The 22346-nt window shown below is 73.5% G+C and carries 20 protein-coding genes; 9 read left to right on the forward strand and 11 right to left on the reverse strand.

The genetic code is table 11. From position 1 onward, the window contains the following. Nucleotides 1–3 precede the first annotated feature (3 nt). The 3 genes from DRB89_RS27090 (at nt 4) to DRB89_RS27100 (ending at nt 2472) form a co-directional block, all read left to right on the forward strand. The gene (locus DRB89_RS27090; protein WP_112450834.1) at nt 4–963 is read left to right on the forward strand and encodes a helix-turn-helix transcriptional regulator; all 960 of its coding nucleotides are present in this window, start codon (nt 4–6) and stop codon (nt 961–963) included. Between the two features lie 129 nt (nt 964–1092). Further along, the gene (locus DRB89_RS43170) at nt 1093–1659 is read left to right on the forward strand and encodes a hypothetical protein (protein WP_162688739.1); all 567 of its coding nucleotides are present in this window, start codon (nt 1093–1095) and stop codon (nt 1657–1659) included. 36 nt (nt 1660–1695) lie between these two features. Continuing rightward, entirely contained in the window at nt 1696–2472 is a 777-nt protein-coding gene (locus DRB89_RS27100; RefSeq protein ID WP_112450836.1) for a DUF4239 domain-containing protein, read from the forward strand. 61 nt (nt 2473–2533) lie between these two features. Here DRB89_RS27100 and DRB89_RS27105 read toward each other — a convergent pair whose 3' ends face one another. The 3 genes from DRB89_RS27105 to DRB89_RS27115 all read right to left on the reverse strand — a co-directional run bounded on the left by DRB89_RS27105 (nt 2534) and on the right by DRB89_RS27115 (nt 4999). Then, nucleotides 2534–3712, reverse strand: coding sequence for an MAB_1171c family putative transporter (locus DRB89_RS27105; protein WP_112450837.1), 1179 nt, complete (start codon nt 3710–3712; stop codon nt 2534–2536). Further along, on the reverse strand, nt 3709–4266 hold the full coding sequence (locus tag DRB89_RS27110; protein WP_204357827.1) for a toxin-antitoxin system, toxin component: 558 nt from the start codon (nt 4264–4266) through the stop codon (nt 3709–3711). Before DRB89_RS27110 ends, DRB89_RS27105 begins: the two co-directional genes overlap by 4 nt. Before the next feature lie 64 nt (nt 4267–4330). Next, complete coding sequence (locus DRB89_RS27115) at nt 4331–4999, reverse strand: helix-turn-helix transcriptional regulator (RefSeq protein WP_112450838.1); 669 nt, start codon at nt 4997–4999, stop codon at nt 4331–4333. A gap of 223 nt (nt 5000–5222) precedes the next feature. Here DRB89_RS27115 and DRB89_RS27120 point away from each other — a divergent pair, with 223 nt between their 5' ends. The 3 genes from DRB89_RS27120 (at nt 5223) to DRB89_RS27130 (ending at nt 9848) form a co-directional block, all read left to right on the forward strand. Further along, nucleotides 5223–6212, forward strand: a complete 990-nt coding sequence (locus DRB89_RS27120; RefSeq protein ID WP_239516353.1) for a helix-turn-helix domain-containing protein — start codon at nt 5223–5225, stop codon at nt 6210–6212. 55 nt (nt 6213–6267) lie between these two features. Next, the gene (locus DRB89_RS27125; protein WP_112450839.1) at nt 6268–7617 is read left to right on the forward strand and encodes a 6-phospho-beta-glucosidase; all 1350 of its coding nucleotides are present in this window, start codon (nt 6268–6270) and stop codon (nt 7615–7617) included. A 152-nt stretch (nt 7618–7769) separates the two neighbouring features. Continuing rightward, complete coding sequence (locus DRB89_RS27130) at nt 7770–9848, forward strand: MDR family MFS transporter (protein WP_162688740.1); 2079 nt, start codon at nt 7770–7772, stop codon at nt 9846–9848. A gap of 51 nt (nt 9849–9899) precedes the next feature. Here the strand turns inward: DRB89_RS27130 and DRB89_RS46060 are convergent, their stop codons facing one another. Beyond that, on the reverse strand, nt 9900–10025 hold the full coding sequence (locus DRB89_RS46060) for a hypothetical protein (protein WP_275435586.1): 126 nt from the start codon (nt 10023–10025) through the stop codon (nt 9900–9902). 28 nt (nt 10026–10053) lie between these two features. On the opposite strand from DRB89_RS46060, the gene DRB89_RS27135 reads away from it, so the two are divergent. Further along, nucleotides 10054–11088 (forward strand): hypothetical protein, encoded by a 1035-nt coding sequence (locus DRB89_RS27135; protein ID WP_112451644.1) that lies wholly within the window; start codon nt 10054–10056, stop codon nt 11086–11088. A gap of 89 nt (nt 11089–11177) precedes the next feature. On the opposite strand, the gene lysA is transcribed toward DRB89_RS27135, so the two are convergent. Continuing rightward, nucleotides 11178–12518 (reverse strand): diaminopimelate decarboxylase, encoded by a 1341-nt coding sequence (gene lysA, locus DRB89_RS27140; RefSeq protein ID WP_112451645.1) that lies wholly within the window; start codon nt 12516–12518, stop codon nt 11178–11180. 13 nt (nt 12519–12531) lie between these two features. Beyond that, entirely contained in the window at nt 12532–12915 is a 384-nt protein-coding gene (locus tag DRB89_RS27145) for an SAV_915 family protein (RefSeq protein WP_239516354.1), read from the reverse strand. A gap of 321 nt (nt 12916–13236) precedes the next feature. Here DRB89_RS27145 and DRB89_RS27150 point away from each other — a divergent pair, with 321 nt between their 5' ends. Together DRB89_RS27150 and DRB89_RS27155 are read left to right on the forward strand one after the other, a co-directional pair. After that, complete coding sequence (locus tag DRB89_RS27150) at nt 13237–13809, forward strand: dihydrofolate reductase family protein (protein WP_112451646.1); 573 nt, start codon at nt 13237–13239, stop codon at nt 13807–13809. Between the two features lie 116 nt (nt 13810–13925). Then, the gene (locus DRB89_RS27155) at nt 13926–14165 is read left to right on the forward strand and encodes a hypothetical protein (RefSeq protein ID WP_112451647.1); all 240 of its coding nucleotides are present in this window, start codon (nt 13926–13928) and stop codon (nt 14163–14165) included. A gap of 58 nt (nt 14166–14223) precedes the next feature. Here DRB89_RS27155 and DRB89_RS27160 read toward each other — a convergent pair whose 3' ends face one another. The 5 genes from DRB89_RS27160 to DRB89_RS27180 all read right to left on the reverse strand — a co-directional run bounded on the left by DRB89_RS27160 (nt 14224) and on the right by DRB89_RS27180 (nt 22292). After that, complete coding sequence (locus DRB89_RS27160; protein ID WP_112453964.1) at nt 14224–14601, reverse strand: FKBP-type peptidyl-prolyl cis-trans isomerase; 378 nt, start codon at nt 14599–14601, stop codon at nt 14224–14226. A gap of 129 nt (nt 14602–14730) precedes the next feature. Next, nucleotides 14731–16254 carry an aldehyde dehydrogenase family protein gene (locus tag DRB89_RS27165; RefSeq protein WP_112451648.1) on the reverse strand — a complete coding sequence of 508 codons (1524 nt, stop codon included), beginning with the start codon at nt 16252–16254 and terminating at the stop codon, nt 14731–14733. A gap of 55 nt (nt 16255–16309) precedes the next feature. Further along, on the reverse strand, nt 16310–17710 hold the full coding sequence (locus DRB89_RS27170) for a GAF domain-containing protein (RefSeq protein ID WP_112451649.1): 1401 nt from the start codon (nt 17708–17710) through the stop codon (nt 16310–16312). A 140-nt stretch (nt 17711–17850) separates the two neighbouring features. Beyond that, complete coding sequence (locus DRB89_RS27175) at nt 17851–19278, reverse strand: SWF or SNF family helicase (RefSeq protein ID WP_112451650.1); 1428 nt, start codon at nt 19276–19278, stop codon at nt 17851–17853. Continuing rightward, nucleotides 19275–22292, reverse strand: coding sequence for a DEAD/DEAH box helicase (locus tag DRB89_RS27180; RefSeq protein WP_112463450.1), 3018 nt, complete (start codon nt 22290–22292; stop codon nt 19275–19277). The genes DRB89_RS27175 and DRB89_RS27180 overlap by 4 nt, the downstream gene beginning before the upstream one ends. Nucleotides 22293–22346 lie beyond the last annotated feature (54 nt).

Below are 22346 nucleotides of genomic sequence, written 5' to 3' on the forward strand. Positions count from 1 at the left end.
GGCATGAACCAGCACGGGCCCAAGGCCGAACTCGGCGACTTCCTGCGGTCCCGGCGGGCCCGGATCCGGCCGGAGGACGCGGGCCTGCGCTCCTTCGGGGGCCGCCGCCGGGTGCCGGGGCTGCGCCGCGAGGAGCTGGCCCAGCTCGCCGGGGTCAGCGCCGACTACTACACGCGCTTCGAGCAGGGCCGGGCCGAGAACGTCTCCGACGGGATCCTCGGCGCGGTCGTCGCCGCCCTGCGCCTGGACGCGGCCGAGGCGGCGCACCTGACCCGGCTGGTGCGCAACGCCGGGCCGGGCGGGGCCGCCGCCGCGCGGGCGCGGGGCCGGGAGGCCGATGAGGCGCAGGAGGTGCGGCCGGGGCTGCGCAGGCTGCTGGAGTCGATGCCCGGGACGCCCGCGTTCGTCCTGGGCCGGCGCACCGACATCCTCGCCTGGAACCCGCTCTTCGCGACGCTGATCACCGACTTCGCGGCGCTGGCGCCGGAGCGGCGCAACAAGGCGTGGCTGGTCTTCCTCCACCCGGAGGTGCGCGGACGGTTCGTCAACTGGGAGACCAAGGCGCGGGATCTGGTCGCCTACCTGCGCTTCGACCTCGGACGCCACCCCGGCGACCCGCGGTTCGCCGAGCTCATCGCCGAACTGGCGGAGCACAGCGCGGAGTTCACCCGACTGTGGGAGGAACGCGAGGTGGGGGAGAAGACCCACGGCGGCTACCACCTGCGCCACCCGCTGGTCGGCGAGCTCGCCCTCGCCTACGAGAGCCTCGTGCTCCCGGACGATCCGGACCAGACGCTGATCACCTACACGGCGGAGGCGGGATCGCCTTCGGACGCGGCCCTGCGGATCCTGGCGGGCGCCGCCGCGAACACGTCGGCCGCCGCGACCGGCGCGAGCGCCGCGCACACTTCGACCGGCGCGAGCGCCGACGCCCCGGCGGCTCCGGCGGCCCCGAGGGCCTAGACCGCGCGGGGCGGCCCGAATCGGGTCCCGGGTGGGGATCTTGACCTGTCTGCCGCGTATCGAAGCGCCGCCGTGATCGTTTCTTCAGACGTAGCCCTCATCCCTGCTGCGGAATCGGGAGAACGCGCGGTGACCGCTTGGCAGTACTTCGCCGGGGCCGGCCTGGTGGCGGCGCTCTGCCCGCTGCACGGTCACGTGGAGGTCGCCGGAGACGGCCACGGGCGCGGCGCCCGGGTCGACGTGTGCGTTCCGGCCGGGCCGAAGCCGAGGACGCCCGCGCCCGCTCCGCCCGCCGCACGGCCTTCGCCGCGCATGACGCTGCCCGGCGCCGCCCGGCCCACGGTGCGCCACCCGGGGCGGGGGCCGGCTCCGGTCCCGGTGCCTTGGCCGCCGGCGGCGCCGGAGCCCGGCCCGTGGCCGGCGGCGGAGGCCGTGGCCGGGGTGGCGCAGCCGCCGGCGGATCCACCGGCCGGGCCCGGGGCGGTGCGGGCGGCGCCGGGCGCAGCGGTGGCCCCGGCCGCGCGCGCAGCCGGGGCAGGGCCCGCGAGCCGGTTCCACGTGCGCCCGTACCACTCCTCGGCGCTGGCCAGGCGCGGCCCCGACGGCATGTCCACCCTGATGCTCATGGTCGTCGTCACGACCCCGGCGGTGCTCGCGGCCGTCGCGCTGCGGCCCCGTTCCAAGAGCCGCGGCTGACGATTCGTCCGTTCATTCAACCTACGGAGAACCCTCGTGTCCGAATGGCTGGTCCTGGCCATCGCCATGGCGCTCGTCTGCGCCCTGGTCTTCACCTTCACCGCGCTCCGGCACCGCCGGGTCGCCGTCGACGAGGACACCAGCGAGACCCCCGACGTCATCGAGTACATGGTGATGATGGTCGGCGTGGTCTACGCGATCGTGCTCGGCCTGGCCATCGCGGGCGTCTGGGAGGCGCGCGGCGCCGCCGAGGACAGCGTGCGCCGCGAGGCCCAGTCCCTGTACGAGGTCACCCAGCGGGCCGACGTCTACCCGGCGCCCGTCCGCGACCGGATCCGGGGCGAGGTGAACGCGTACGTCTCCCACACCGTCAGCGTGGACTGGCCGCGGCTGGTTTCCGGGGAGGCCGCGTCTACGGAGGGCGGCGAACTGCTCGGCAAGCTGCGCGGTGATCTCACCCACCAGAACCCGGGCAACGAGCTCCAGGCGCAGGCCTACCAGCCGCTGCTGGACCACATCGCGGCCGCCGACGACGCCCGGCACGAGCGGACGCAGAGCGACGCGTCGACGCTGCCCAGCGTGGTGTGGCTGGGGCTGGTGGTGGGCGGCCTGGTCACGGTCGGGCTGATCTTCGCGCTGCAGATCCGGCGGTCGGGGCGGGAGTTGCTGCTGGCCGGGCTGTTCAGCACGCTGATCGTGTTCCTGCTGTTCATGGTGTGGAGCTTCGACGCGCCCTTCGGCCGGGACGGGATCGACTCGGCGGCGCCGTTCCAGGACCTGTTCCCGGCGCTGTCCCTGGCCGCCGGGAGCTGACGCGGGGGCCGGCCGCGGGGGCTGACCGCGGGGGCCGGCCGCCGGGAGCTGACCGCAGTGGTCAGACCCCCGAGAGCGACGCCTGGCGCCGGAACTCGGCCACCACCGGCGAGTTCCGCAGGGCGTGCGAGATGCGCAGCAGGTCGCGCGGACCGTCGGCGGCCGCCGGGGCCCCCTCCTCGCTGGCCCCGATGACCCTGCCCTCGGGATCGGCCGACCGGGCCCGTACGGCCGCCGCGACCATGGCGGCGTCGGCGACGGCCCGGGCGGTCTCCTCGTCGGCCCCGGCGTCCTGGGCCCGCGCGAGGGCCTCGTCCCGGTGGTCGTGGTCGAAGTACGGGCCGAGGTGCAGGAAGCCGTCGTGGATGTCCGACTCGCGCTGGATCATCCGCAGTTCGGCGGCGGTCCACCAGGCCATCCGGACGCAGGGGGTGCCGTCCGGGATGGACACGCGCACCTCGTGCCAGAGGGTGCCCAGGCGCCGGTACGCCGACCAGTTCTGCCAGCTGTCCGAAAGCCGCTGGAAGACCAGCGGGAGCACGAAGCCGATCGCGCTGATGTTGGCTCCGAGGGAGGCCACGGGCGGGGCCACGGACGTGCTCAGCCAGTCCAGGTCGTGCCCGCTCCAGCGGGCCACGACGGCCGTCATCTTGGTGGCGTCGTAGCTGAGGTTGAAGACGTATCCCAGGACGATGATCATCAGGCCGACCCGGAGCCAGCCGCGCACCTGGAGGGACCAGCGCCAGCACATCGCGACCATCACGAAGGCGGCCACGTTGTGGGCCACCAGGTAGAGGGCGATCAGCTCCCGGATGAAGGGGGTGTTGGCGTAGTAGGTGTCGAAGTCCCGCAGCCGTTCGACCGGGGCCTCGCCCAGCACGAACAGCAGGGTCAGCGCCACGATCACGACGGAGTAGCCGGTGATCCAGCGGCGCGAGACCCGCCGGGTCTCCTCCGGCGGCCCGCCCCGCCAGTTGACGATCAGCACGAGGCAGGCGGCGCTGAAGGCGGTGATCAGGCAGTAGACGAGCGGGGCGGAGAAGTTGGGTATGCCCGTCCAGCGGTTGACCGCCTCGATGGTGGGCGGGGCGGCGAAGGTGAAGACCGCGCCGGCCAGGGTGAGCAGGGCGCAGACCGATCGCAGAAGCGGGTCACGCCAGTTGTTGCGCAGGGCCGGCAGCTTGAAGGCGAGAGCGATCGCCATCGCGGCTGCCGGTGTGTAGTAGTCCTGGCCTTTCAACGGTCGTTCCTGTGCCCCCGGTATCCGAGCGCGGCCTCGATGCGGCCGGCCAACTGGTCACGCTGCGCGGGCGCCCGGTGGCTCGCCGATCCGGCGAGCCAGGTCCGGCACCTGCTGCCCAGCAGTAAACCGAAGGTTTCCGCTTCGGTCTCCTCCTGGACGTCGGCGCGCGTGCGCGCCGCGACCCGGCGAACGGTCTCGCCGATGTCGGCCTCGTCCGAGAGCAGCCGGGCGGCGACGGCGGCGCCGTCGACGTGGTGGCTGCAGTGGCCGGCCTTCATGTGCCACAGCTCGTGACCGAGGATCACCAGCTGGTGGTCGGGTGCGGTGCGTTCCTCGATGACCACCAGATCGCGGTCCGCCATGTCGAGCCACAGGCCGCTTGCCGTTCCCGGCGGGAACGAGGCCATCCGGAACTCCACCCGGCGGCCGCGGTGCTTGCTCATGCCCTCGCAGAGGGCGGCGTAGAGGTCTACGGGCTCCACGGGCGCGGTCAGCGTGATGCCGGCCACCAGCTCCCCGCACAACCGCCGCTGCTCTCTGCCTATGCTCACCGTTCTCCCCGTCGGCGCGGATCCGGATCAGGACTCAAGGATCAGACCCAGAATTTCGACTGGGTCAGGATTCGTTCGGTTTTACGCTTTCGAGAAGCATGTCCAGCCATTCGGTCACCTTGTCCCGGTGCTTGTCGCTGGGCAGTTGGGCGGCCCGCCAGGCGATGCCGCGTACTCCGTGGTTCTGCAGGAGTCTTGCCAGTGGATCGCCCGTCGAAGCGGCCTGGGCCGGTACGGTTTCCCGCGCGCGGCCCGCGAAGTCCTGGAGCAGTTGCTGCTCGGTTCTCTGGAGCGCGTCCGTGAGGGCGTCCGAGTCGTGTGCGGTGAGGAAGCCGGCGTGCACTCCGAAGAAGCGCTGGATCGCGTCGCAGTGCTCCATCGTGGGCCGGCGGTCGCCGTTGATCAGGGCCCCGGCCTGCTGGCGGGACATGGCGGCGCCGTCGGCGATCTCCTGCTGGGTGTAGCGGCGGCCGTTGGGCTTGACGCGCGTGCGCCGCAGGAGGTCGAGCCGCTGCAGGAAGCGGGTCTGGAGATCGGGTTCGCCGGCCGGCCGGCCGTCCAGCAGGGTCCGCACCACGTCGGCGGGGACCCCGGAGGCCTCGGAGAGGCGGCGCAGGTCGAAGACCTGGTTCAGGTCGCGGCCCATCTTGCCCGTGAGTTCGGCGACGCGCGTGATGGTGGCTGCCAGGTGCGCGTTGGCCACCGCGACGGGAGCCGGGAAGCCGTCTGTCACCAGTGGTTCTCCTAGATCGCGCGAGGTCGGGGGGCGGGCACGTGGTCGGCTCCTGGAATCTATCCGGTCTCTGTCTGTAGGGCTAGAACTTGCCACAGCTGTGGCGGGAATGAGCTGTCAAGAGGCTGGAATTGCCACAATAGTTGACACTCGAATGAAGTCGGTAGCAGGATCGCCACACGGAAACGAAGATCCAGACCGTAATAAAGAGGGGGAGCTCTCGGTGCCACATCTCGCAGCGGTGGGCCCGTCCGACGGCCTCGCCCACATCGGTGGGGAGCGCCTCGCGGGCGAGGAGTCCGCACGCGGCGCCGTGCGGTCGGAGCGACGCAAGGAGATTTTGCGCCAGCGCCGGGAGGAACTGGGGCTGAGCCAGGAAGACCTGGCGGCGCGGCTGCGCATCAGCGTGCGGGCGTACGGGAATTGGGAGCGCGGCCTGGTCAAGGAGTGGACGGACCGCAAGCTGCTCGCCCTGGCCGAGGCCCTGGAGATGAGCGAGCGCCAGTGCTTCTGGCTCTTCCGGGTCATGGTCGACCGCGACCCGCCGCCCACCTGGCGCGCGGCCGAGGAGAACCGGCTGCCCGCCGACCCGGCCCAGCGCGACTACCTGTGTGACTACGCGGCCCTCATGGAGGCCGTGCCCTACCCGAGTTTCCTCGTGGACCACCGCTGGGACGTGGCCCTGACCAACTCGGCGTTCGACCGGCTCTTCCAGTCGGTCCGCCCGCACCCGACCGCCCTGCCGGACGACAACTTCCTGCGCTTCGTGCTGTTCCACCCGGACGCCGCAGCCGTGCTGGAGGACCACGAACCGGCCTGGTGCGTACCGCTGCTGGCCCGGTTCGCGACCGCGCTGGCCGCGGCCCCGGAGGACGAGGGGCTGCGCAGCATCCGCCAGGAGGTGGCCCGCGACCCGTTCATGGAGGCCGCCTACCGGTACGGGGTGCCGCACTGGCTGACCACGCACGGGGCCGAGGCGGCGGAACAGGACGGGGCGGTGCGCACGGTGCGCCACCCCGACCCGGGCTGGGGCCTGGTGCGCTGCCGGATGGTGGCGGAATCCAGCCGGATGCTCGACGGGATGGGACTGACCCGGATGACCATGGTCCTCTCGGCGCCGCAGGGTCTGCCGACCGGTCCGGTCCGCGGCGGCGCGGGTGCGCAGCCGCACCAGGTGCCGCGGCTGCGGGCCGTGCCGTCGCCGGTGGACTGACCGGGCGGGGGAGACTGGTGCCACGAAACGTGGCACTGCGAAAGGCGGTAAGGGCGTGCGGCTGACGATCCTCGGCGGGGGCGGCTTCCGGGTACCGCTCGTCTACGGAGCCCTGCTCGGCGACCACGCCGAGGGCAGGGTGTCGCACGTGACCCTCTACGACGAGGACGCGGGCCGGCTCACCACCATGGCGCGCGTGCTCGCGGATCAGGCCGACGGGATCGCGGACGCCCCGGCCGTCACGGCCACCACCGATCTCGACGAGGCCCTGCGCGGCGCGGACTTCGTGTTTTCGGCCATTCGTGTCGGCGGCCTGGAGGGGCGCGCCGCGGACGAGCGGATCGCCCTGGCCGAGGGGGTGCTGGGCCAGGAGACGGTGGGCGCGGGCGGGATCGCGTACGGCCTGCGGACCGTTCCGGTGGCCCGGGAGATCGCGCGCAGGGTGGCGCGCCTCGCCCCCGAGGCGTGGGTCATCAACTTCACCAACCCGGCCGGGGTGGTCACCGAAGCCATGGCCGAGGAGCTCGGCGACCGGGTCATCGGGATCTGCGACTCGCCCGTCGGGCTCGGACGGCGGATCGCCCGGCTGCTCGGCGCGCGGCCCGAGGACGCCTGGATCGACTACGTGGGCCTCAACCACCTGGGCTGGGTGCGCGGGCTGCGGATCGGCGGCCGGGACGAGCTGCCCCGGCTGCTGGCCGACGCCGAGGCGCTGGAGTCCTTCGAGGAGGGCCGGCTGTTCGGCGCGGACTGGCTGCGCTCGCTCGGGGCCATCCCCAACGAGTACCTGCACTACTACTACTTCAACCGCGACACCGTCCGGGCCTACCAGGGGGCCGAGCAGACGCGCGGGGCGTTCCTGCGCGACCAGCAGCGCGGCTTCTACGCCGAGGCCGGGCGGCCGGGGCAGCCGGCCGGGGCGGCGCTGGCCGCCTGGGACCGGACGCGGGCCGAGCGCGAGGCCACGTACATGTCCGAGAACCGCGAGGTCGCGGGCGTCGGCGCGCGGGACGAGAGCGACCTGGAGTCGGGCGGGTACGAGAAGGTGGCCCTCGCCCTGATGCGGGCCATCGCCCGGGACGAGCGCGCCACGCTGATCCTGAACGTCCGCAACCGCGGCACCCTCGCCGTGCTCGACGACCGGGCGGTCATCGAGGTGCCGTGCCTGGTCGACGCCAACGGGGCCCACCCGGTCGCCGTCGACCCGTTGCCGCTGCACGCGGCCGGCCTGGTGACCTCGGTCAAGGCCGCCGAGCGGGAGGTCCTGGCGGCCGCGGCGAGCGGATCGCGGGCGGACGCCGTCAAGGCCTTCGCGCTGCACCCGCTGGTGGACTCGGTCGGGGTGGCCCGGCGGCTGGTGGAGGCGTACGCGGCGGAGCACCCGGGCCTCGGCTACCTGCGCTGACGGCTCCCGCACCTCTGCGCCGACGGCCTGGTGCGCCCGCTCTGACGGCCCGGTGCGCCCGCGCTGACGGCCTGCGCGACCGTCCGATGGACTTGCCCCGGACGGGCTAACGCCGCATGCGGCCGGGCGGGGGCACTGTGAGAGTGCGAGATGTGACCACAGCCGAAGGTGCAGCCCCCGTCATGGCCGCCGCGGGACCCCCCGTGCTCGACCGGCGCACGCGCAACGTCGTATTCGGCACGATCATGCTGGGCGTGCTGCTGGCTGCCCTGGACCAGACGATCGTGGGCACGGCGCTGCCCACGATCGTGGCGGACCTGGGCGGCGGCGACCACATGTCGTGGGTCGTGACCTCCTACCTCCTCACGGAGACGGTCGCGACCGTGCTCGTGGGCAAGTTCGGCGACCTCTTCGGCCGGAAACTGGTCTTCCAGGTCTCCGCCATCGTCTTCATCACCGGCTCGTTCCTGTGCGGCCTGGCGAGCAACATGACCCTGCTCATCGTGTGGCGGGGCATCCAGGGCATCGGCGCCGGCGGGCTGATGGTCACCGCGATGGCGCTGATCGCCGACGTGGTCCCGCTGCGCGAACGCGGCAAGTACCAGGGCGCCATCGGCGCCGTCTTCGGCGTCGCGACGGTGATCGGTCCGTTGCTCGGCGGCCTCTTCACCGACCACCTGACCTGGCGCTGGGCGTTCTACGTGAACGTGCCGATCGCGATCCTGGTCGTGGTGGCGGCCGCGAAGACGATCCCCTCCGTGCGCGCCGCCGGCAAGCCGGTCATCGACTACCTGGGCATCGCGATGGTCGCGATCGGCGCGAGCGCGCTGATCCTGGCCACGAGCCTGGGCGGGAACGCGTACGCCTGGAGCTCGGCGCTCATCGTCGCGCTCTTCGTGGGCGGCGCCCTGGCACTGGCGCTGTTCTGCCTGGTGGAGACCCGGGCCGCGCAGCCGATGCTGCCGATGCGGCTGTTTTCCAACCCCGTCTTCTCGGTCTGCTCCGTCCTCAGCTTCGTCGTCGGCTTCGCGATGCTCGGCGCGATGACCTTCCTGCCGACGTACCTGCAGTACGTGGACGGGGACTCCGCCACGGTCTCGGGCGTACGGACGCTGCCGCTGGTCATCGGCCTGCTGATCGCGTCGGTCTTCAGCGGCAACGTCACGAGCAAGACCGGGCACTACCGGATCTTCCCGATCGTGGGCTGCGCCGTGATGGGCGTCGGGCTCTACCTGCTGTCGCGCATGGGGCCCCAGTCCAACGCCTGGCTGGAATCGCTGTACATGTTCGTCCTCGGTGCCGGCATCGGCCTGAGCATGCAGGTGCTGACCATCGCCGTGCAGAACACCGTGGACTACGCCGACCTCGGCACCGCGACCTCGGGCGTCACCTTCTTCCGTACGCTCGGCAGCGCCTTCGGGACCGCCGTCTTCGGCACGATCTACGCCAACACCCTGGGGCCCGCGCTGGCGAAGGGGGTGGCGGAGGCGGCGCGCGCGACCGGGCAGGACCCGCAGCAACTGGCCGCGGCGGCGCAGAGCCCACAGGGCGTGCACGGGCTCGATCCGGCCGCGGCGGGGCCGATCATCAACGCGTACGCGGACACCCTGCACACGGTGTTCCTGTGGACCGTGCCGGTGGCGGTGGTCGGATTCGTCGTCGCGCTGTTCCTCAAGCAGGTCAAGCTGCGCGACAGCGCCAGGGCCGGATCCACGGACATGGGCGACGGCTTCGGCTCGCCCGCCACGGCCTCCGGGGACTCGGCGAAGCTGCTGGAGCTGGCTGTCGGCAAGCTCGTGCGGAGCATGGGAACGGACACCGCGCGCGGGATCGTCGAGGCCTCGGACACCCGGCTGGACATGGCGGGCGCGTGGGCGGTCATGCAGGTGGACCTGATGACCCGCACGGTCGGCCACGCGAGCCTCGGATTCATCGCGACGCGCAGGCACCTGCCCCCGGAGGTGCTGGTGCCGGTCTTCGAGCGGATGGTGGACGAGGGTTACCTGACGCGCCAGAACGGCTTCTACGCGCACACCCCGGCGGGGGAGCGGGAGGCGGGCGTGATCTCGGGCGCGTGGGCGCAGTGGCTGGGCGACCAGTTGGAGAAGGACCGCGGCCGCCCGCGCAGCGCGGAGCTGCGGGCCGCGGCGGACGCCATCGCGAAGCGGCTGCTCGCGGAGGACCTGGGCGACGGCAACTTCGCCCCGCGCGCGATGGCGGGCCGGGGGTAGGGGCAGGTGACGCGACAGCCGAGGTCTACACGGGGCAGATCGGCGGCAGCGTCAGATGTGGATAAGGGACCGCGAGAGGACGGGGGGGATCTTCTTGATACCCGTGGTCCTTTCCGTGTTGTTATCCGTGATGGTGACGCCGTCCGCATCCGCGTCCCCATCCACGTCCTCATCCACGTCCGCGTCCTTTGACGCCGGCGTCTCGATGTACGAACTGCCGCTCCTGGCAGGCCACACCAGCAGTTCGGCCCAGGCGATGAACGACGCCGGGGATGTCGTGGGGCTCTCGCTGGACGAGAGCGGGGACGGCTACCTCGTGCGGTGGGGCGACGACGGCTCCCTCACCCGTCTGCAGGCCGTCGGCGGAGGTTCGGGCGGCCAGGCGGTCAAGATCGCCGAGGACGGCACCGTGGCCGGTTTCACCGACACGCCGGACGGCGTACGCCATGCCGCGCGATGGGACGCGTCAGGCGTCCTCACCCGGCTCGAGGAACCGTCGGGCTACGTCGACGGCGAGGCCCAGGACATCAACGACTCCCACGTCGCCGTGGGACGGCTCTCGACGGCCGACCGTACGCGCCCCGTGCGCTGGGGCGCCGACGGCCGGGCGACCGAACTGCGCCTGCCCGCGAAGGCGGTGGGCGGCGTGGCCACCGCGATCAACGCGCGGGGGGAGATCGCCGGCCATGTGTTCGTGCCGGGCGAGAAGACCCGGGCCGTCCGCTGGGACACCGCGGGGCGGGTCCACGAACTCGGCTCGCTCGGGGGCGCGTTCAGCGAGCCGACCGCGATCAACGACCGCGGTACGGTGATCGGCCAGGCGACCGACCGGGCCGGGGAGTGGAAGGCCGTCCGCTCCGTACGCGGGAAGAAGTTCGAAGCCCTCCCGTCGCAGGGGATCGGCGCGCGTTCCGTGAGCGTCAACAACGCCGACGTCGTGGTCGGGAACGTCAAGGACCACGCCGTCAGGTGGGACGGGGCCACCACCACGGAGCTGGGGGTGCTGCCCGGCACGGGCAGGGTCTTCGTCAGCGGCGTCAACGACGCGGGAACGGCCGTCGGCACCTCGGACGAGCGCGCCGTGACCTGGGACGCGCGGGGGCGGGTCACCGCCCTGCCCCTTCCCGCCGGCGTCGACACGACCCGGCCGATCGCGATCAACGCGACCGGGAGCGTCGCGGGCGACGCGGGCAGTTCGAGGCCCCGGCCGGTGCGCTGGCGCGCCGTCATCTGGCGGTAGGCCGTCTGGCGGTAGGCCGCCTCTTCCGGATCTTGCCGGGACCGCGCGCGCGGTCCCGGCAAGCACGATCCGAGGGGGGCGCCACGGCACTAGCCTCCGATGTCGCGGCTGCGGAGATCGTCCATCGTCTCGCGCCGGACGAGGAGCCGGGAGGAGCCCCCGTGGACCGCGACGACCGCGGGGCGGCCGACGAGGTTGTAGCCGGAGGCCATGGACAGCTGGTAGGCGCCGGCCACCGGTACGGCGAGCAGGTCGCCGGGGTGGACGTCGCCGGGCAGTTCCACGTCGGCCGCGAGGACGTCGCCCGCCTCGCAGTGGCGTCCGACGACCGTCGTGGTCCGGCATCCGGCCGCGGAGCGGCGGCCGATGAGGCGGGGCGCGTAGCGCACCCCGTACAGCGCGGGCCGCGGGTTGTCGCTCATCCCGCCGTCGACGGCGACGAAGGCCTTCCCGCCGGTGTGCTTGACGGCGAGGACCCGGTACACGGCGACACCCGCGGGTCCGACGACGGCCCGGCCGGGCTCGATCAGGAGCCGGGGTACGGTCAGCCGGGCGGCGGCGCAGCCCGATACGAGCTCCGCGCGCAGCCGCCGGGCCAGCGCGGTGAGGTCAAGGGCGGGTTCACCGGGCCGGTAGCCGATGCCGTGGCCGCCGCCCATGTCCAGTTCGGGCAGGACGGTTCCGTGCGCGTCCCGGATCCGGGCCATCAGCCCCACCATCCGGCGCAGGGCCACCAGATAGGGCTTCACCTCGGTGATCTGCGAACCGATGTGGCAGTGCAGACCGGTCAGTTCGAGCTGCGGCTGGGACAGGATCCGCGCGATGGCGTGCTGCGCGCCCCCGTCGGTGAGGGACAGGCCGAACTTCTGGTCGTCCGTACCGGTGCGGATCTTGTCGTGGCCGCCCGCCGAGACGCCCGGCACCACCCGCACCATGACCTTCTGGTGTCCCCCGGGGCCGACCGAGGCCGCGATCCGGGCGATCTCGGACGGGCCGTCGATGACGATGCGGCCCACACCCAGCCGCAGGGCGGCCTCCAGGTCGCGGGGTGACTTGGCGTTGCCGTGCAGCACGATCCGGTCGGGCGGGAAGCCGGCGGTCACGGCGAGCTCCAGCTCCCCGGCCGAGCACACGTCCAGGCCCAGCCCCTCCTCCCGTACCCAGCGCACCATCGCGCGGGAGAGGAACGCCTTGGCGGCGTAGAGCACTTCGGCTTCGGGAAAGGCGTCCCGGTAGGTCCGGCAGCGTCCGCGCACCTCGCCCTCGTCCAGGACGTAGACGGGGGTCTCGAACCGGTCCGCGATCTCCGCCAGCGACACCCCGCCGACGGCCAGGCCGCCGTGCGGGAGCCGCGTCGCGGACGCCGGCCAGATCGACAGGTCATCGGCACTGGCGGCCGCCGGAGTCTCCGGGAGGTCGGTGACGGTCATCGCCCGATCCCCTTCACGCGGTCCGGGCCGCTGTCCCGGAGGCCCGCGGGACGGGGGCCGCAGGCGGAGCCGCGACCGGACCGTCGGCCGTCGCCGCGCCGACCCCGGTCACCGGGGGAGCGGTGAGGGCCGGGTCGACGGTCAGCAGCGACACCCCGAGGGGGCCGGCCAGCGCGCGGAGCGCGGACTCCGAGAGCCGGATCCAGGGCTGCTCCGCGCCGAGCGTGGCGGCCAGCCGCTCCGCACTGGTGAAGCCGACGGCGGTACGGGCTCCCAGCGGGGTGCGGAACAGGCGCACCACCACGGGGGCGGTCCCCGGCCGGGCCGGCACGTACAAGGGTCCGGCCGGGACCTGTTCCTCGGGCTCGGGGTCGTCGGCGTACAGGAACAAACACATGGGGCCCTCCCAGAGGAACCACGAGTGGCAGGTGGGCCCCGGATGCGGGGAGGCTGTCCGGGGCGTGTCACCGAAGCTTCCCCCGCCCGCCGGCCCCGGGGACCACCCCTGACACGACCTTGACGGCGACCGGCCGGGTCCATACGGATCGCTGACGGACGCGGCCCGGTGCGCGCGCCGGAGCGAGATCCGCGACGACCGATGAGTTTCCCCATGATCCACGGTCATAGATCATGAGAGGTGTGCGGCAGCCGCGAGCGCGGTCCGCGCACGACTCGACAAATCTGCCGGGAACCGGACTCGAGACACCGAGGAACCAAGATGCGCACTCTGATCAGCACCGCCTTCGTATCGCTCGACGGCGTCGTGGAGGGCCCGGGAGGCGAGCCCGGCTACCGGAACTCCGGGTGGACCTTCAAGGACGTCGAGTTCCTCCCCGAGGCATTCGAAATCAAGGGCCGGGAGCAGAAGGAAGCCTCCGCGATGCTGCTGGGCCGGGCCAGCTACGAGGCGTTCAGCCAGGTGTGGCCGGACATGGAGGACTTCGCGGACTACAAGGTGATGCCGAAGTACGTCGTCTCCACCACCCTCACCGAGGACGACCTGGTCTCGAACTGGGGCGAGACGGCGATCCTGCGCTCGCTCGACGAGGTCGCCGCGCTGAAGGAGACCGAGGGCGGCCCGATCATCGTCCACGGCAGCGCCTCGCTGAACCAGGCCCTGTCCGACGCGGGCCTGATCGACCGCTACCACCTGCTCGTCTTCCCGCTCCTGCTCGGCGCGGGCAAGCGGCTCTTCAGCGCCACCGACAAGGACACCCAGAAGCTGAAGCTCGTCGAGCACGAGGCCTACGCCAACGGCCTGCAGAAGAACGTCTTCGACGTCGTCCGCTGACACGGACCGACACCCCCTGGTTCCTCCAACTGGGCGTAGATGCGGCGTAGTTCGAGCGTGCCACCATCCGAGGCGTCCACAGGTGCGCCGACGCGGCCCACGGGGTCCTGCCCCAGGTGCGAAAGCTGGAGTTCCTCCATCCCGTGCGCTGCGTGGTCACGGGGCATGGGGACCGGTTCGGGGTGGAGGTGGAACTGCTCTCCCCGCAGTCGGGGAGACCCGCGTTCGTCGACTTCATCAATCTGACCGATGAACGCGAACACGTCACCCCCGACCGTTTCCCGCCCATCGGCACGGTCCTCGACGCCCTGTACCCGGCCGTCATGCCCAACGGTGAGGTGAGACTCTCCCTGTGACCTGGGGGGAAGGCCGCCACCGCTTGCGCGCCGGCGGCCGGGGAGGAGCCGGCCTTCCTCAGACCACGGAGAGCAGGTCCACCACGAAGACGAGCGTGGATCCTGCCGGGATCAACCGCGAGGGGGACTGGTTGCCGTAGCCGAGGCGCGGGGGAACGATGATCTCGCGCCGACCGCCGACCTTCATCCCCCTGATTCCCCGGTCCCAGCCCTTGATGACCCTGCCGCCACCCACGGCGAACTTGAACGGCTCGCCCCGGTCCCAGGAAGCGTCGAACTCCATTCCGGACGCGAAGGTGACCCCGACGTAGTGAACCCGGACGACCCTGCCCGGCTTCGCCTCGGCCCCGTCCCCGACGACGAGGTCCCGGATCGTCAGCTCCTCGGGAGCATCGCCCCCCGGAAGTTCGATCTCGGGCTTCGTCAGTTCACTCATCGCAGCCTCATCGCTCTCCGCCGTGCCGTAGACGATCACGTTACCGAGAACGCCGCTCGACTGACGTACACGACCCCACGGGGCACGGCGCGGCGTGACGGGGCGCGTCGATGTGGCTTCCGAAGACGCTCAGAAGAAGCCGAGCTTCTTCGGGGAGTAGCTCACCAGCAGGTTCTTGGTCTGCTGGTAGTGCTCCAGCATCATCTTGTGGGTCTCGCGGCCGATGCCCGACTGCTTGTAGCCGCCGAAGGCCGCGTGCGCGGGGTAGGCGTGGTAGCAGTTCGTCCAGACCCGGCCCGCCTGGATCGCGCGGCCCGCGCGGTACGCCGTGTTGATGTCGCGGGTCCAGACGCCCGCGCCCAGGCCGTACGCCGTGTCGTTGGCGATGCGCAGTGCGTCGTCGAAGTCCTGGAACGAGGTCACCGAGACGACCGGGCCGAAGATCTCCTCCTGGAAGATCCGCATGCGGTTGTCGCCCTCGAAGATGGTCGGCTGGACGTAGAAGCCGCCCGCCAGCTCCCCTCCGTGTTCAATCCGCTGACCGCCCGTCAGAATCTTCGCGCCCTCCTGCTGCCCGATCTCCACGTACGACAGGACCTTCCTCAACTGCTCCTCCGAGGCCTGCGCGCCGATCATCGTGTCCGTGTCCAACGGGTGTCCGGGCACGATCAGTTCCGTCCGGGCCACGGCCGCGTCGAGGAAGTCCCCGTAGCGTCCGCGCTCGATCAGCGCGCGCGACGGGCTCGTGCACACCTCGCCCTGGTTGAGGGCGAACATGGTGAAGCCCTCCAGCGCCTTGTCCCGCAGGTCGTCGTCCGTGGCCCAGATGTCGTCGAAGAAGAGGTTCGGGCTCTTGCCGCCCAACTCCAGCGTGACGGGCTTGAGGTGTTCCGCCGCGTACTGCATGATCAGCCGCCCCGTGGAGGTCTCCCCGGTGAAGGCCACCTTCGCCACGCGCGGGCTGGACGCGAGCGGTTTGCCCGCCTCCTCGCCGAAGCCGTTGACGATGTTCACCACGCCCGGCGGCAGCAGGTCCGCGACCAGGCTCATCCAGTAGTGCACCGACACCGGGGTCTGCTCGGCCGGCTTCAGCACCACCGTGTTGCCCGCGGCCAGGGCCGGAGCCAGCTTCCACACCGCCATCAGGATCGGGAAGTTCCACGGGATGATCTGCGCGACGACGCCCAGCGGCTCGTGGAAGTGGTAGGCCACCGTATCGTCGTCGATCTGGCTGAGCGCGCCCTCCTGGGCCCGCAGCGCGCCCGCGAAGTAGCGGAACTGGTCGATGGCGAGCGGGATGTCGGCGGCCAGGGTCTCGCGGATCGGCTTGCCGTTCTCCCAGGTCTCCGCGACCGCGAGGGCCTCCAGGTGCTGCTCCATCCGGTCCGCGACGCGCAGCAGGACCGTGGAGCGCTCGGTGATCGAGGTGCGTCCCCACGCCGGGGCGGCGGCGTGCGCCGCGTCCAGTGCGCGCTCGATGTCCTCGGCCGTGCCGCGCGCGACCTCGGTGAAGGCCTCGCCGGTCACGGGGGAGGGGTTGGAGAAGTACCTGCCGAGGACGGGCTCGACGTACTCGCCGCCGATGAAGTGGCCGTAGCGCGACGCGTACGACATGAGCGCGCCCTCGGTACCGGGCGCAGCGTAACGGGCCATCGTGGTCCTCCCCTTGCCGGGCGCCGGCCGCCGTCGGACAGCGCTCGCGGCGAGGCTAGGGGCGGGCAGGTTGCCGGTACGTTGCACGGCCGCGCGACACACCGCCCGGCGAGGGCGCCCCCGTTGCAGGCACCCCCGGCGAGGGTGCTCCCGGTGAAGATGGTCCCGGCGCCGATCCGAGTTCGGCGTCGATGGCCCGTACGCGGGCCAGCGCGGCCGGCCGGTCACCGGCGGGCAGCGCCGCCGCCAGCGCCCGCCAGGCCTCCGGGTCGTCCGCGCCCCACGGACTGCACACCCAGTCGGCCAGCAGCCCCGCGTCGGCCCGCGCGATCACCGCGGCCCGAGCCTGCTCCTCGATGCGGCGCCGCAGCCGGACGATCCCGGGCGCGGTGGACGCGGGGAGCAGGGGCCCCGGATAGCGGGCCAGCGCCGCCGAGACCGCGCCGGAGGCGAGGTGCCGGGTGACGGCGGTGAAATCGGCCTCCAGCGGCCCGGCCGCGCGGTAGGGGCGCGAGAGCGGCGCCCGGGAGCCCAACACCCTGCGCAGCCGGGACATTTCGGCCCGCAGCGTCACGGGTGACACCGACTCGTCCTCGTACAGCGCGATCGCCAGCTCGTCCCCCGACAACCCCTCGGGGTGGTGCGCCAGCAGGGCCATGATCTCGCTGTGCCGCCTCCCCAGCCGGATCTCACGCGGCCCGTCGCCCCCGGGGCCGTCCCCGTGGCCGTCCCGCGCCGCCAGCAGGGCCTCGTCCCGGCCGAGCGCGGTGAGGGAGTCGCCGTGAGCCCGCGGGCCCGGATCCAGCAGCGCCAGCTGGGCCTCCGCCGCGCGCGCCACCGCGCGGACGAAGGCCAGGGAGTGCGGATGGGCCAGCCAGTCGCCGCCGGTGACGTCCACGGCGCCGAGCAGCCGCCCGGTGCGCGGATCGCGGACCGGAGCCGCCGCGCAGGTCCACGGGTGGACCCGGCGGCTGAAGTGCTCCGCGCCGAAGACCTGGACCGGCTCGCCGACCGCCACCGCCGTGCCCGGCGCGTTGGTGCCCATCGCCGTCTCCGCCCAGCGGGCGCCCGGTACGAAGCCGAGGCCCTCGGCGCGCCGCATCGTGGCGGGCTCGCCCTCCACCCAGAGCAGGCTGCCCCGCGCGTCGCACACCGCCAGCAGGTGCGCCCCGCGCGCGGCGAAGGCACCCACGAGGTCCCGGAACAGCGGCAGCACGCGGGCCAGCGGGTGCTGCTCGCGGTACGACCGCAGTTCCGCGCCGGACAGCTCCATCCGGGGCGCGCACTCGGGGCTGACCCGGGCCCGGGCGCAGCGGCGCCAGGACCGCGCGATGACCGCCCGCACGGGGGCCTCGACCCGGCCGTCGCGGGTGAACGCGGCGTGGGCCCGGCGCAGTTCCCGGGTGCGCTCGGCGGGATCGGCCCCGCCCGGCAGGGCCACCGAAGGATCGTCCATGTCACCCTCCCGCGGCGGCGTGGTACCCGGAGCGCCCCATCGTCGTACCGCCCCGGCGCCCCGGCAAGCGGTGCGTCGGCCAGTGTGTCGGCCAGTACGCGGGCCGGCCCGTCGGCCGGCCGGTCCCCGCCGGAGCCCCGCTACTCCTCCGGGTCGAGCGCCGCCAGCGCCGACGCCGGGTCGGGGGATCCCGGGCCCGCCGGCAGCCAGTGGCCCGCCGTGCTGCGGCGGTACGGCCACCAGCGGCCCTCCCGGCCCAGCCGGAGCTGCCGGTCGCCGCCCGGCTCCGTCCAGCGGGCGCGGACCCGGCGCAGCACGGGGGCGGGGGCGCCGTCGGTGGATTCCGGGTCGGTGCCGGAGTCGGCGTCGGCGTCCGGGGTCGGGTCCGGGGTCGGGGTCGGGCCGGAGTCCGGGTCCGGGCCGGAGTCCGCGTCCTCGCCGGAGTCCGCCGCTTCGGACCAGGCCGACGCGAGCGCGGCCCGGGCCCGGGCGAGGGACGCCCGGTCCGGGGTCCAGTCCTGCTCCAGTACCGCGACGGCCTGGGCCCCGCCGAAGCCCCAGGCGAGAACGGCCCGGTCCATCTCGGCCCGGTTCCTGTCGGTAGCCGCCGCCAGACGGGACCGGACCCGAAGGTCATCGGCCTCCGCCGTGAGGCGTACGGCGTCTTCGGCCGCCGTCGGCCCGGGCTGCGGGGCCCGCTCCGCGTGGGCCGGAGCGAGGGCTTCCGCGAGCAACCGGTACGCCCTGGTCACCGCCGCCTGCGCGAGGAACTCCACCGCGTCCACGTCCAGGCCCGGCGGCTGCGACTGCGCTTCCGTGTCCAGCGTCGGCGCCTGGCCCGGCGCGTCCGGCAGCCGCGCGGGCGGCGGCAGCGGGGGCAGGGCGCCCGCCTCCGCGTAGGCCTCGGCGGCGGGGACCCCCTCGTCCGCCGGGTTGCCGGGGGCTCCCGGTCCCGCTTCCGCCTCCGCCTCCGCCTTCGCCGTGCTGCGGCCCTCCAGTTCGGCCACGAGATCGGCCTCCGCGCGCCCGCGCAGCAGCAACAGGACGAAGGGATCCTCGTCCAGCAGCCGCGCCACCTGGTAGCAGAGCGCCGCCGTGTGCGGGCAGTGGTCCCACTCGTCGCAGTCGCAGCGCGGGTCGAGGTCCCCGATACCGGGCAGCAGCTCCACCCCGGCCGCCGCCGCGTCCTGCGCCAGCTCCGGAGGCACCTCCCGGTCCAGCAGCGCCGCGATGTGCCCGGACTCCGCGGCCGCCAGGCCGAGCAGCCGGTCCCATTCCGCTTCCGTGAACTCCTGGACCAGCACGTCCGTCCGGTGCGCCGTCCCGTCCGGGTCCCGCACCACGGCCGTCAGCCCGCCCGGCCGCACGGACACGGCGCCCACCGCGCCCGAACGCGCGTACCGCCGCCCCTGCTTGACCTGCTGCCCGTCGAGCGCACTGTCCTCCAGGGCGCGCAGCCAGGCGTGACCCCACCAGGTGCGGGCGAAGCCCCGGCCGGTCGGCGGCGGCAGCGCCGGGAAGGTCTTCTCGTGCGGGGTGGACGGGTCGTACCGATGCTGCGCGTTCATCCGCGGCGCTCCCCGGCGGTCGTCGGGCGGAGGGCCACGAGCTCGGCCAGCTCCGCGTCGGTAAGTTCGGTCAGCGCGGCCTCGCCGCCCGCGAGGACGGAATCGGCCAGGGCCCTCTTGCGCGCCAGGAGTTGTGCGATCCGGTCCTCGACGGTGCCTTCGGCGATGATGCGGTGGACCTGGACGGGCTGGGTCTGGCCGATGCGGTAGGCGCGGTCGGTCGCCTGCTCCTCGACGGCCGGGTTCCACCAGCGGTCGTAGTGGATGACGTGGCCGGCACGGGTCAGGTTGAGCCCGGTGCCGGCGGCCTTCAAAGAGAGCAGGAAGACCGGGGACTCCCCGGCCTGGAACCGGTCCACGAGCTCCTGCCGGCGGGCCACCGGCGTCCCCCCGTGCAGCAGTTGGGTGCCGATCCCGCGCGCGGCGAGGTGTCTCTCCAGGATCCGGGCCATCGCCACGTACTGCGTGAACACCAGCACCGAACCGCCCTCGGCGACGATCGTGTCGAGGAGTTCGTCGAGCAGTTCCAGCTTCCCGGAGCCGCGCTCTTTCGGGCTGCGCTCTTTCGGGCTGGGCCCGTTCGGGCTGAGCTCTTGCGAACTGTGCTCTTTCACATACTGCGCGGGATGGTTGCAGATCTGCTTGAGCGAGGTCAGCAGTTTGACGACGAGGCCGCGCCGTTCCATCCCGTCCGACTCGGCGATCGCGGCGAGGGTCTCGCGCACGACGGCCTCGTACAGTCCGGCCTGCTCCCGGGTCAGCTGGACGGCGTGGTCGGTCTCGGTCTTGGGCGGCAGCTCGGGCGCGATCCCGGGGTCGGATTTCCTGCGCCGCAGCAGGAACGGCCGTACGAGCATGCCCAGTCGGGCCGCCGCCTGCGGGTCCCGGCCGCTCTCGATCGGCTCGGCGTAGCGGGTGCGGAAGGTGCCGAGGCGGCCGAGGAGGCCGGGCGTGGTCCAGTCGAGGACGGCCCACAGCTCGGACAGGTCGTTCTCGACCGGCGTGCCGGTGAGGGCCACGCGGGCGGCGGACGGGACGGTGCGCAGGGCCCTGGCCGTCCCGGAGCGCGGGTTCTTGACGTGCTGCGCCTCGTCGGCGACGACCATGTCCCAGTGCACGGAGGCGAGTCGCGGCGCGTCCAGGCGCATCGTGCCGTAGGTGGTGAGGACGAATCCGGCGTCGGGCTCCTCGAGTCCCTTGAGTCCCGCGAGTCCCTCAAGGCTGCGGCCGGGGCCGTGGAAGCGGCGCACCGGGGTGCCGGGGGCGAACCTCTCGATCTCCCGCTGCCAGTTGCCCAGCAGTGAGGCCGGGCAGACCACCAGCGTCGGGCCCTTGTGCCCCAGCTCCCGCCGGTGGAGGTGCAGGGCGATGAGGGTGACGGTCTTGCCGAGGCCCATGTCGTCGGCGAGGCAGGCGCCGAGGCCGAGCCCGGTCATCCGGGCCAGCCAGCGCAGGCCGCGCAGCTGGTAGTCGCGCAGGGTGGCGTGGAGCGCGGCCGGCTCGCCGACGGGCAGCCCGGCGCCGGTGGGGGCCGGAGCGTCGGCGCGGGCGTCCGCGCGGGCGTCGGCGCGTTCCGGGTCGGCGGCGAGCAGCGCGCGGAGGCCCTCCAGCGGACCGGCGGTCTCCACTTCGTACCGCACGCCGTCCAGCTCCGCCGAGCCGGTGAGTACGGCGGCCAGCGCGTCGGCGGTCGTCACCTCGCGGCCCTGGCGCAGGCGGGACCGGGCCCGGCGGGCCTCGGCCGGATCGATCAGGACCCACTGGTCGCGCAGCCGGACCAGGGGGCGCCTCGCCTCGGCGAGCAGGTCCAGCTCCCCGGCGGTCAGATCGCCCTGGCCGCCGAGTGCGTGGCGCCAGGTGAGGGGGTGGGCTGCGGTGGGGGAGAGCAGGCCGGGGAGGTCGCCGGAGGCGGCGGCGGACGCCGGCGCGGGGCGTCCCACGACGGCGCGGGCGGTGAGCGTACGGGCGAGCCCGCGCGGCCAGTGCACCTGCACCCCGTCGGCGGCCAGGGCGCGACCGGCCTCCCCGAGCAGCTCCGCGACCTCCTCGTCGGCCAGGTCCACGGAGTCGGGGACGGCCGCGCCGAGCAGCGGCGCGAGCGGACGCCAGAGGCGGGCGGCGCGGCGCAGGGCCCGGAGCGCGTCCAGACGGGCACGCGGCGGGAAGCCGGCAGCGGCGGCGCCCGCTCCGGCCCAGACGTCGGCGGCGTCCGCGACGAGCGCGGCGTCGGCGAGGCCGTGCATCTGCAGCACGGCCCGGAAGGCGGGGGGCTCGCAGGAGGTGTCGAGGTCGATCCGGAGCGAGACGCGCACGCCCGCCTCGTGCTCGGCCGCGACCTCGGCGGCCCATTCGCGCAGCTCGGGGTGGAGTCCGGGCTCGACGGCGGCGTAGGCGGGCCCGCCGGCGGCGGCGGGCGCCGCGGGGGAGCGGGGCAGGGTGTCGGCGACGGCGTCGAGGAAGGCGCGCAGCAGCGGCTCCGGCGCGGGCAGCCGTGCCGGGCCGTCTCCGTCGGGGTCGAGGCCGGGGCCGAGCGGCACGCAGTGCGCGGCGGGAGGCATGGCGGCCGCCAGCTCCCGGACCTCCGCCAGGTCGGCGGCCTCCAGAGGGCCGAGCCGCCAGGCGTCGTACCCGGCGGGGCTCACCCCGGGCAGCAGCAGCCCGCGCGCGGCGAGGCGCAGGGCCAGCAGGGCGGCGGCGCCCCAGAAGGGCGCTGCCCCGGCCGACGCGGCGGCCCGGACCCGGGTCAGCAGCGCCACGGCGTCGGCCACCGGCAGGACGAGTGCGCTGACGGTGACGGTCCGCAGGTCCGCGGCGACGACGGTGAGCTCTTGGAGGGTGCCGGGGCCGGTGAGCCCCTGCAGCTCGTGCCGCAGCCCCTGGAGATCCGCATCCGCATCCGCATCCGCATCCGCGTCCGGATCCGGCTGCCAGAAGGCGATCCGGCCGGCACGGGGAGGTTCCGCGGGCAGGAAGACGGCGTGGGAGCTGATGAGGCCGGAGATCGTCGAGAGCACGCAATCCTCAAACTTGACCGGAAACGGGGCGGCCGAGATTAACCCACCCGCGAG

It is taken from the genome of Streptomyces sp. ICC4, assembly GCF_003287915.1.
Taxonomy (GTDB): domain Bacteria; phylum Actinomycetota; class Actinomycetes; order Streptomycetales; family Streptomycetaceae; genus Streptomyces; species Streptomyces tritrimontium.

Coding starts and splice junctions, on each gene's coding strand:
- DRB89_RS27160 (WP_112453964.1), bottom strand. CDS start 14,601: ATGAGTGAACTGACGAAGCCCGAGATCGAACTTCCGGGGGGCGATGCT.
- DRB89_RS27165 (WP_112451648.1), bottom strand. CDS start 16,254: ATGGCCCGTTACGCTGCGCCCGGTACCGAGGGCGCGCTCATGTCGTAC.
- DRB89_RS27175 (WP_112451650.1), bottom strand. CDS start 19,278: ATGAACGCGCAGCATCGGTACGACCCGTCCACCCCGCACGAGAAGACC.
- lysA (WP_112451645.1), bottom strand. CDS start 12,518: ATGACCGTCACCGACCTCCCGGAGACTCCGGCGGCCGCCAGTGCCGAT.
- DRB89_RS27170 (WP_112451649.1), bottom strand. CDS start 17,710: ATGGACGATCCTTCGGTGGCCCTGCCGGGCGGGGCCGATCCCGCCGAG.
- DRB89_RS27150 (WP_112451646.1), top strand. CDS start 13,237: ATGCGCACTCTGATCAGCACCGCCTTCGTATCGCTCGACGGCGTCGTG.
- DRB89_RS27145 (WP_239516354.1), bottom strand. CDS start 12,915: ATGTGTTTGTTCCTGTACGCCGACGACCCCGAGCCCGAGGAACAGGTC.
- DRB89_RS27135 (WP_112451644.1), top strand. CDS start 10,054: ATGTACGAACTGCCGCTCCTGGCAGGCCACACCAGCAGTTCGGCCCAG.
- DRB89_RS27090 (WP_112450834.1), top strand. CDS start 4: ATGAACCAGCACGGGCCCAAGGCCGAACTCGGCGACTTCCTGCGGTCC.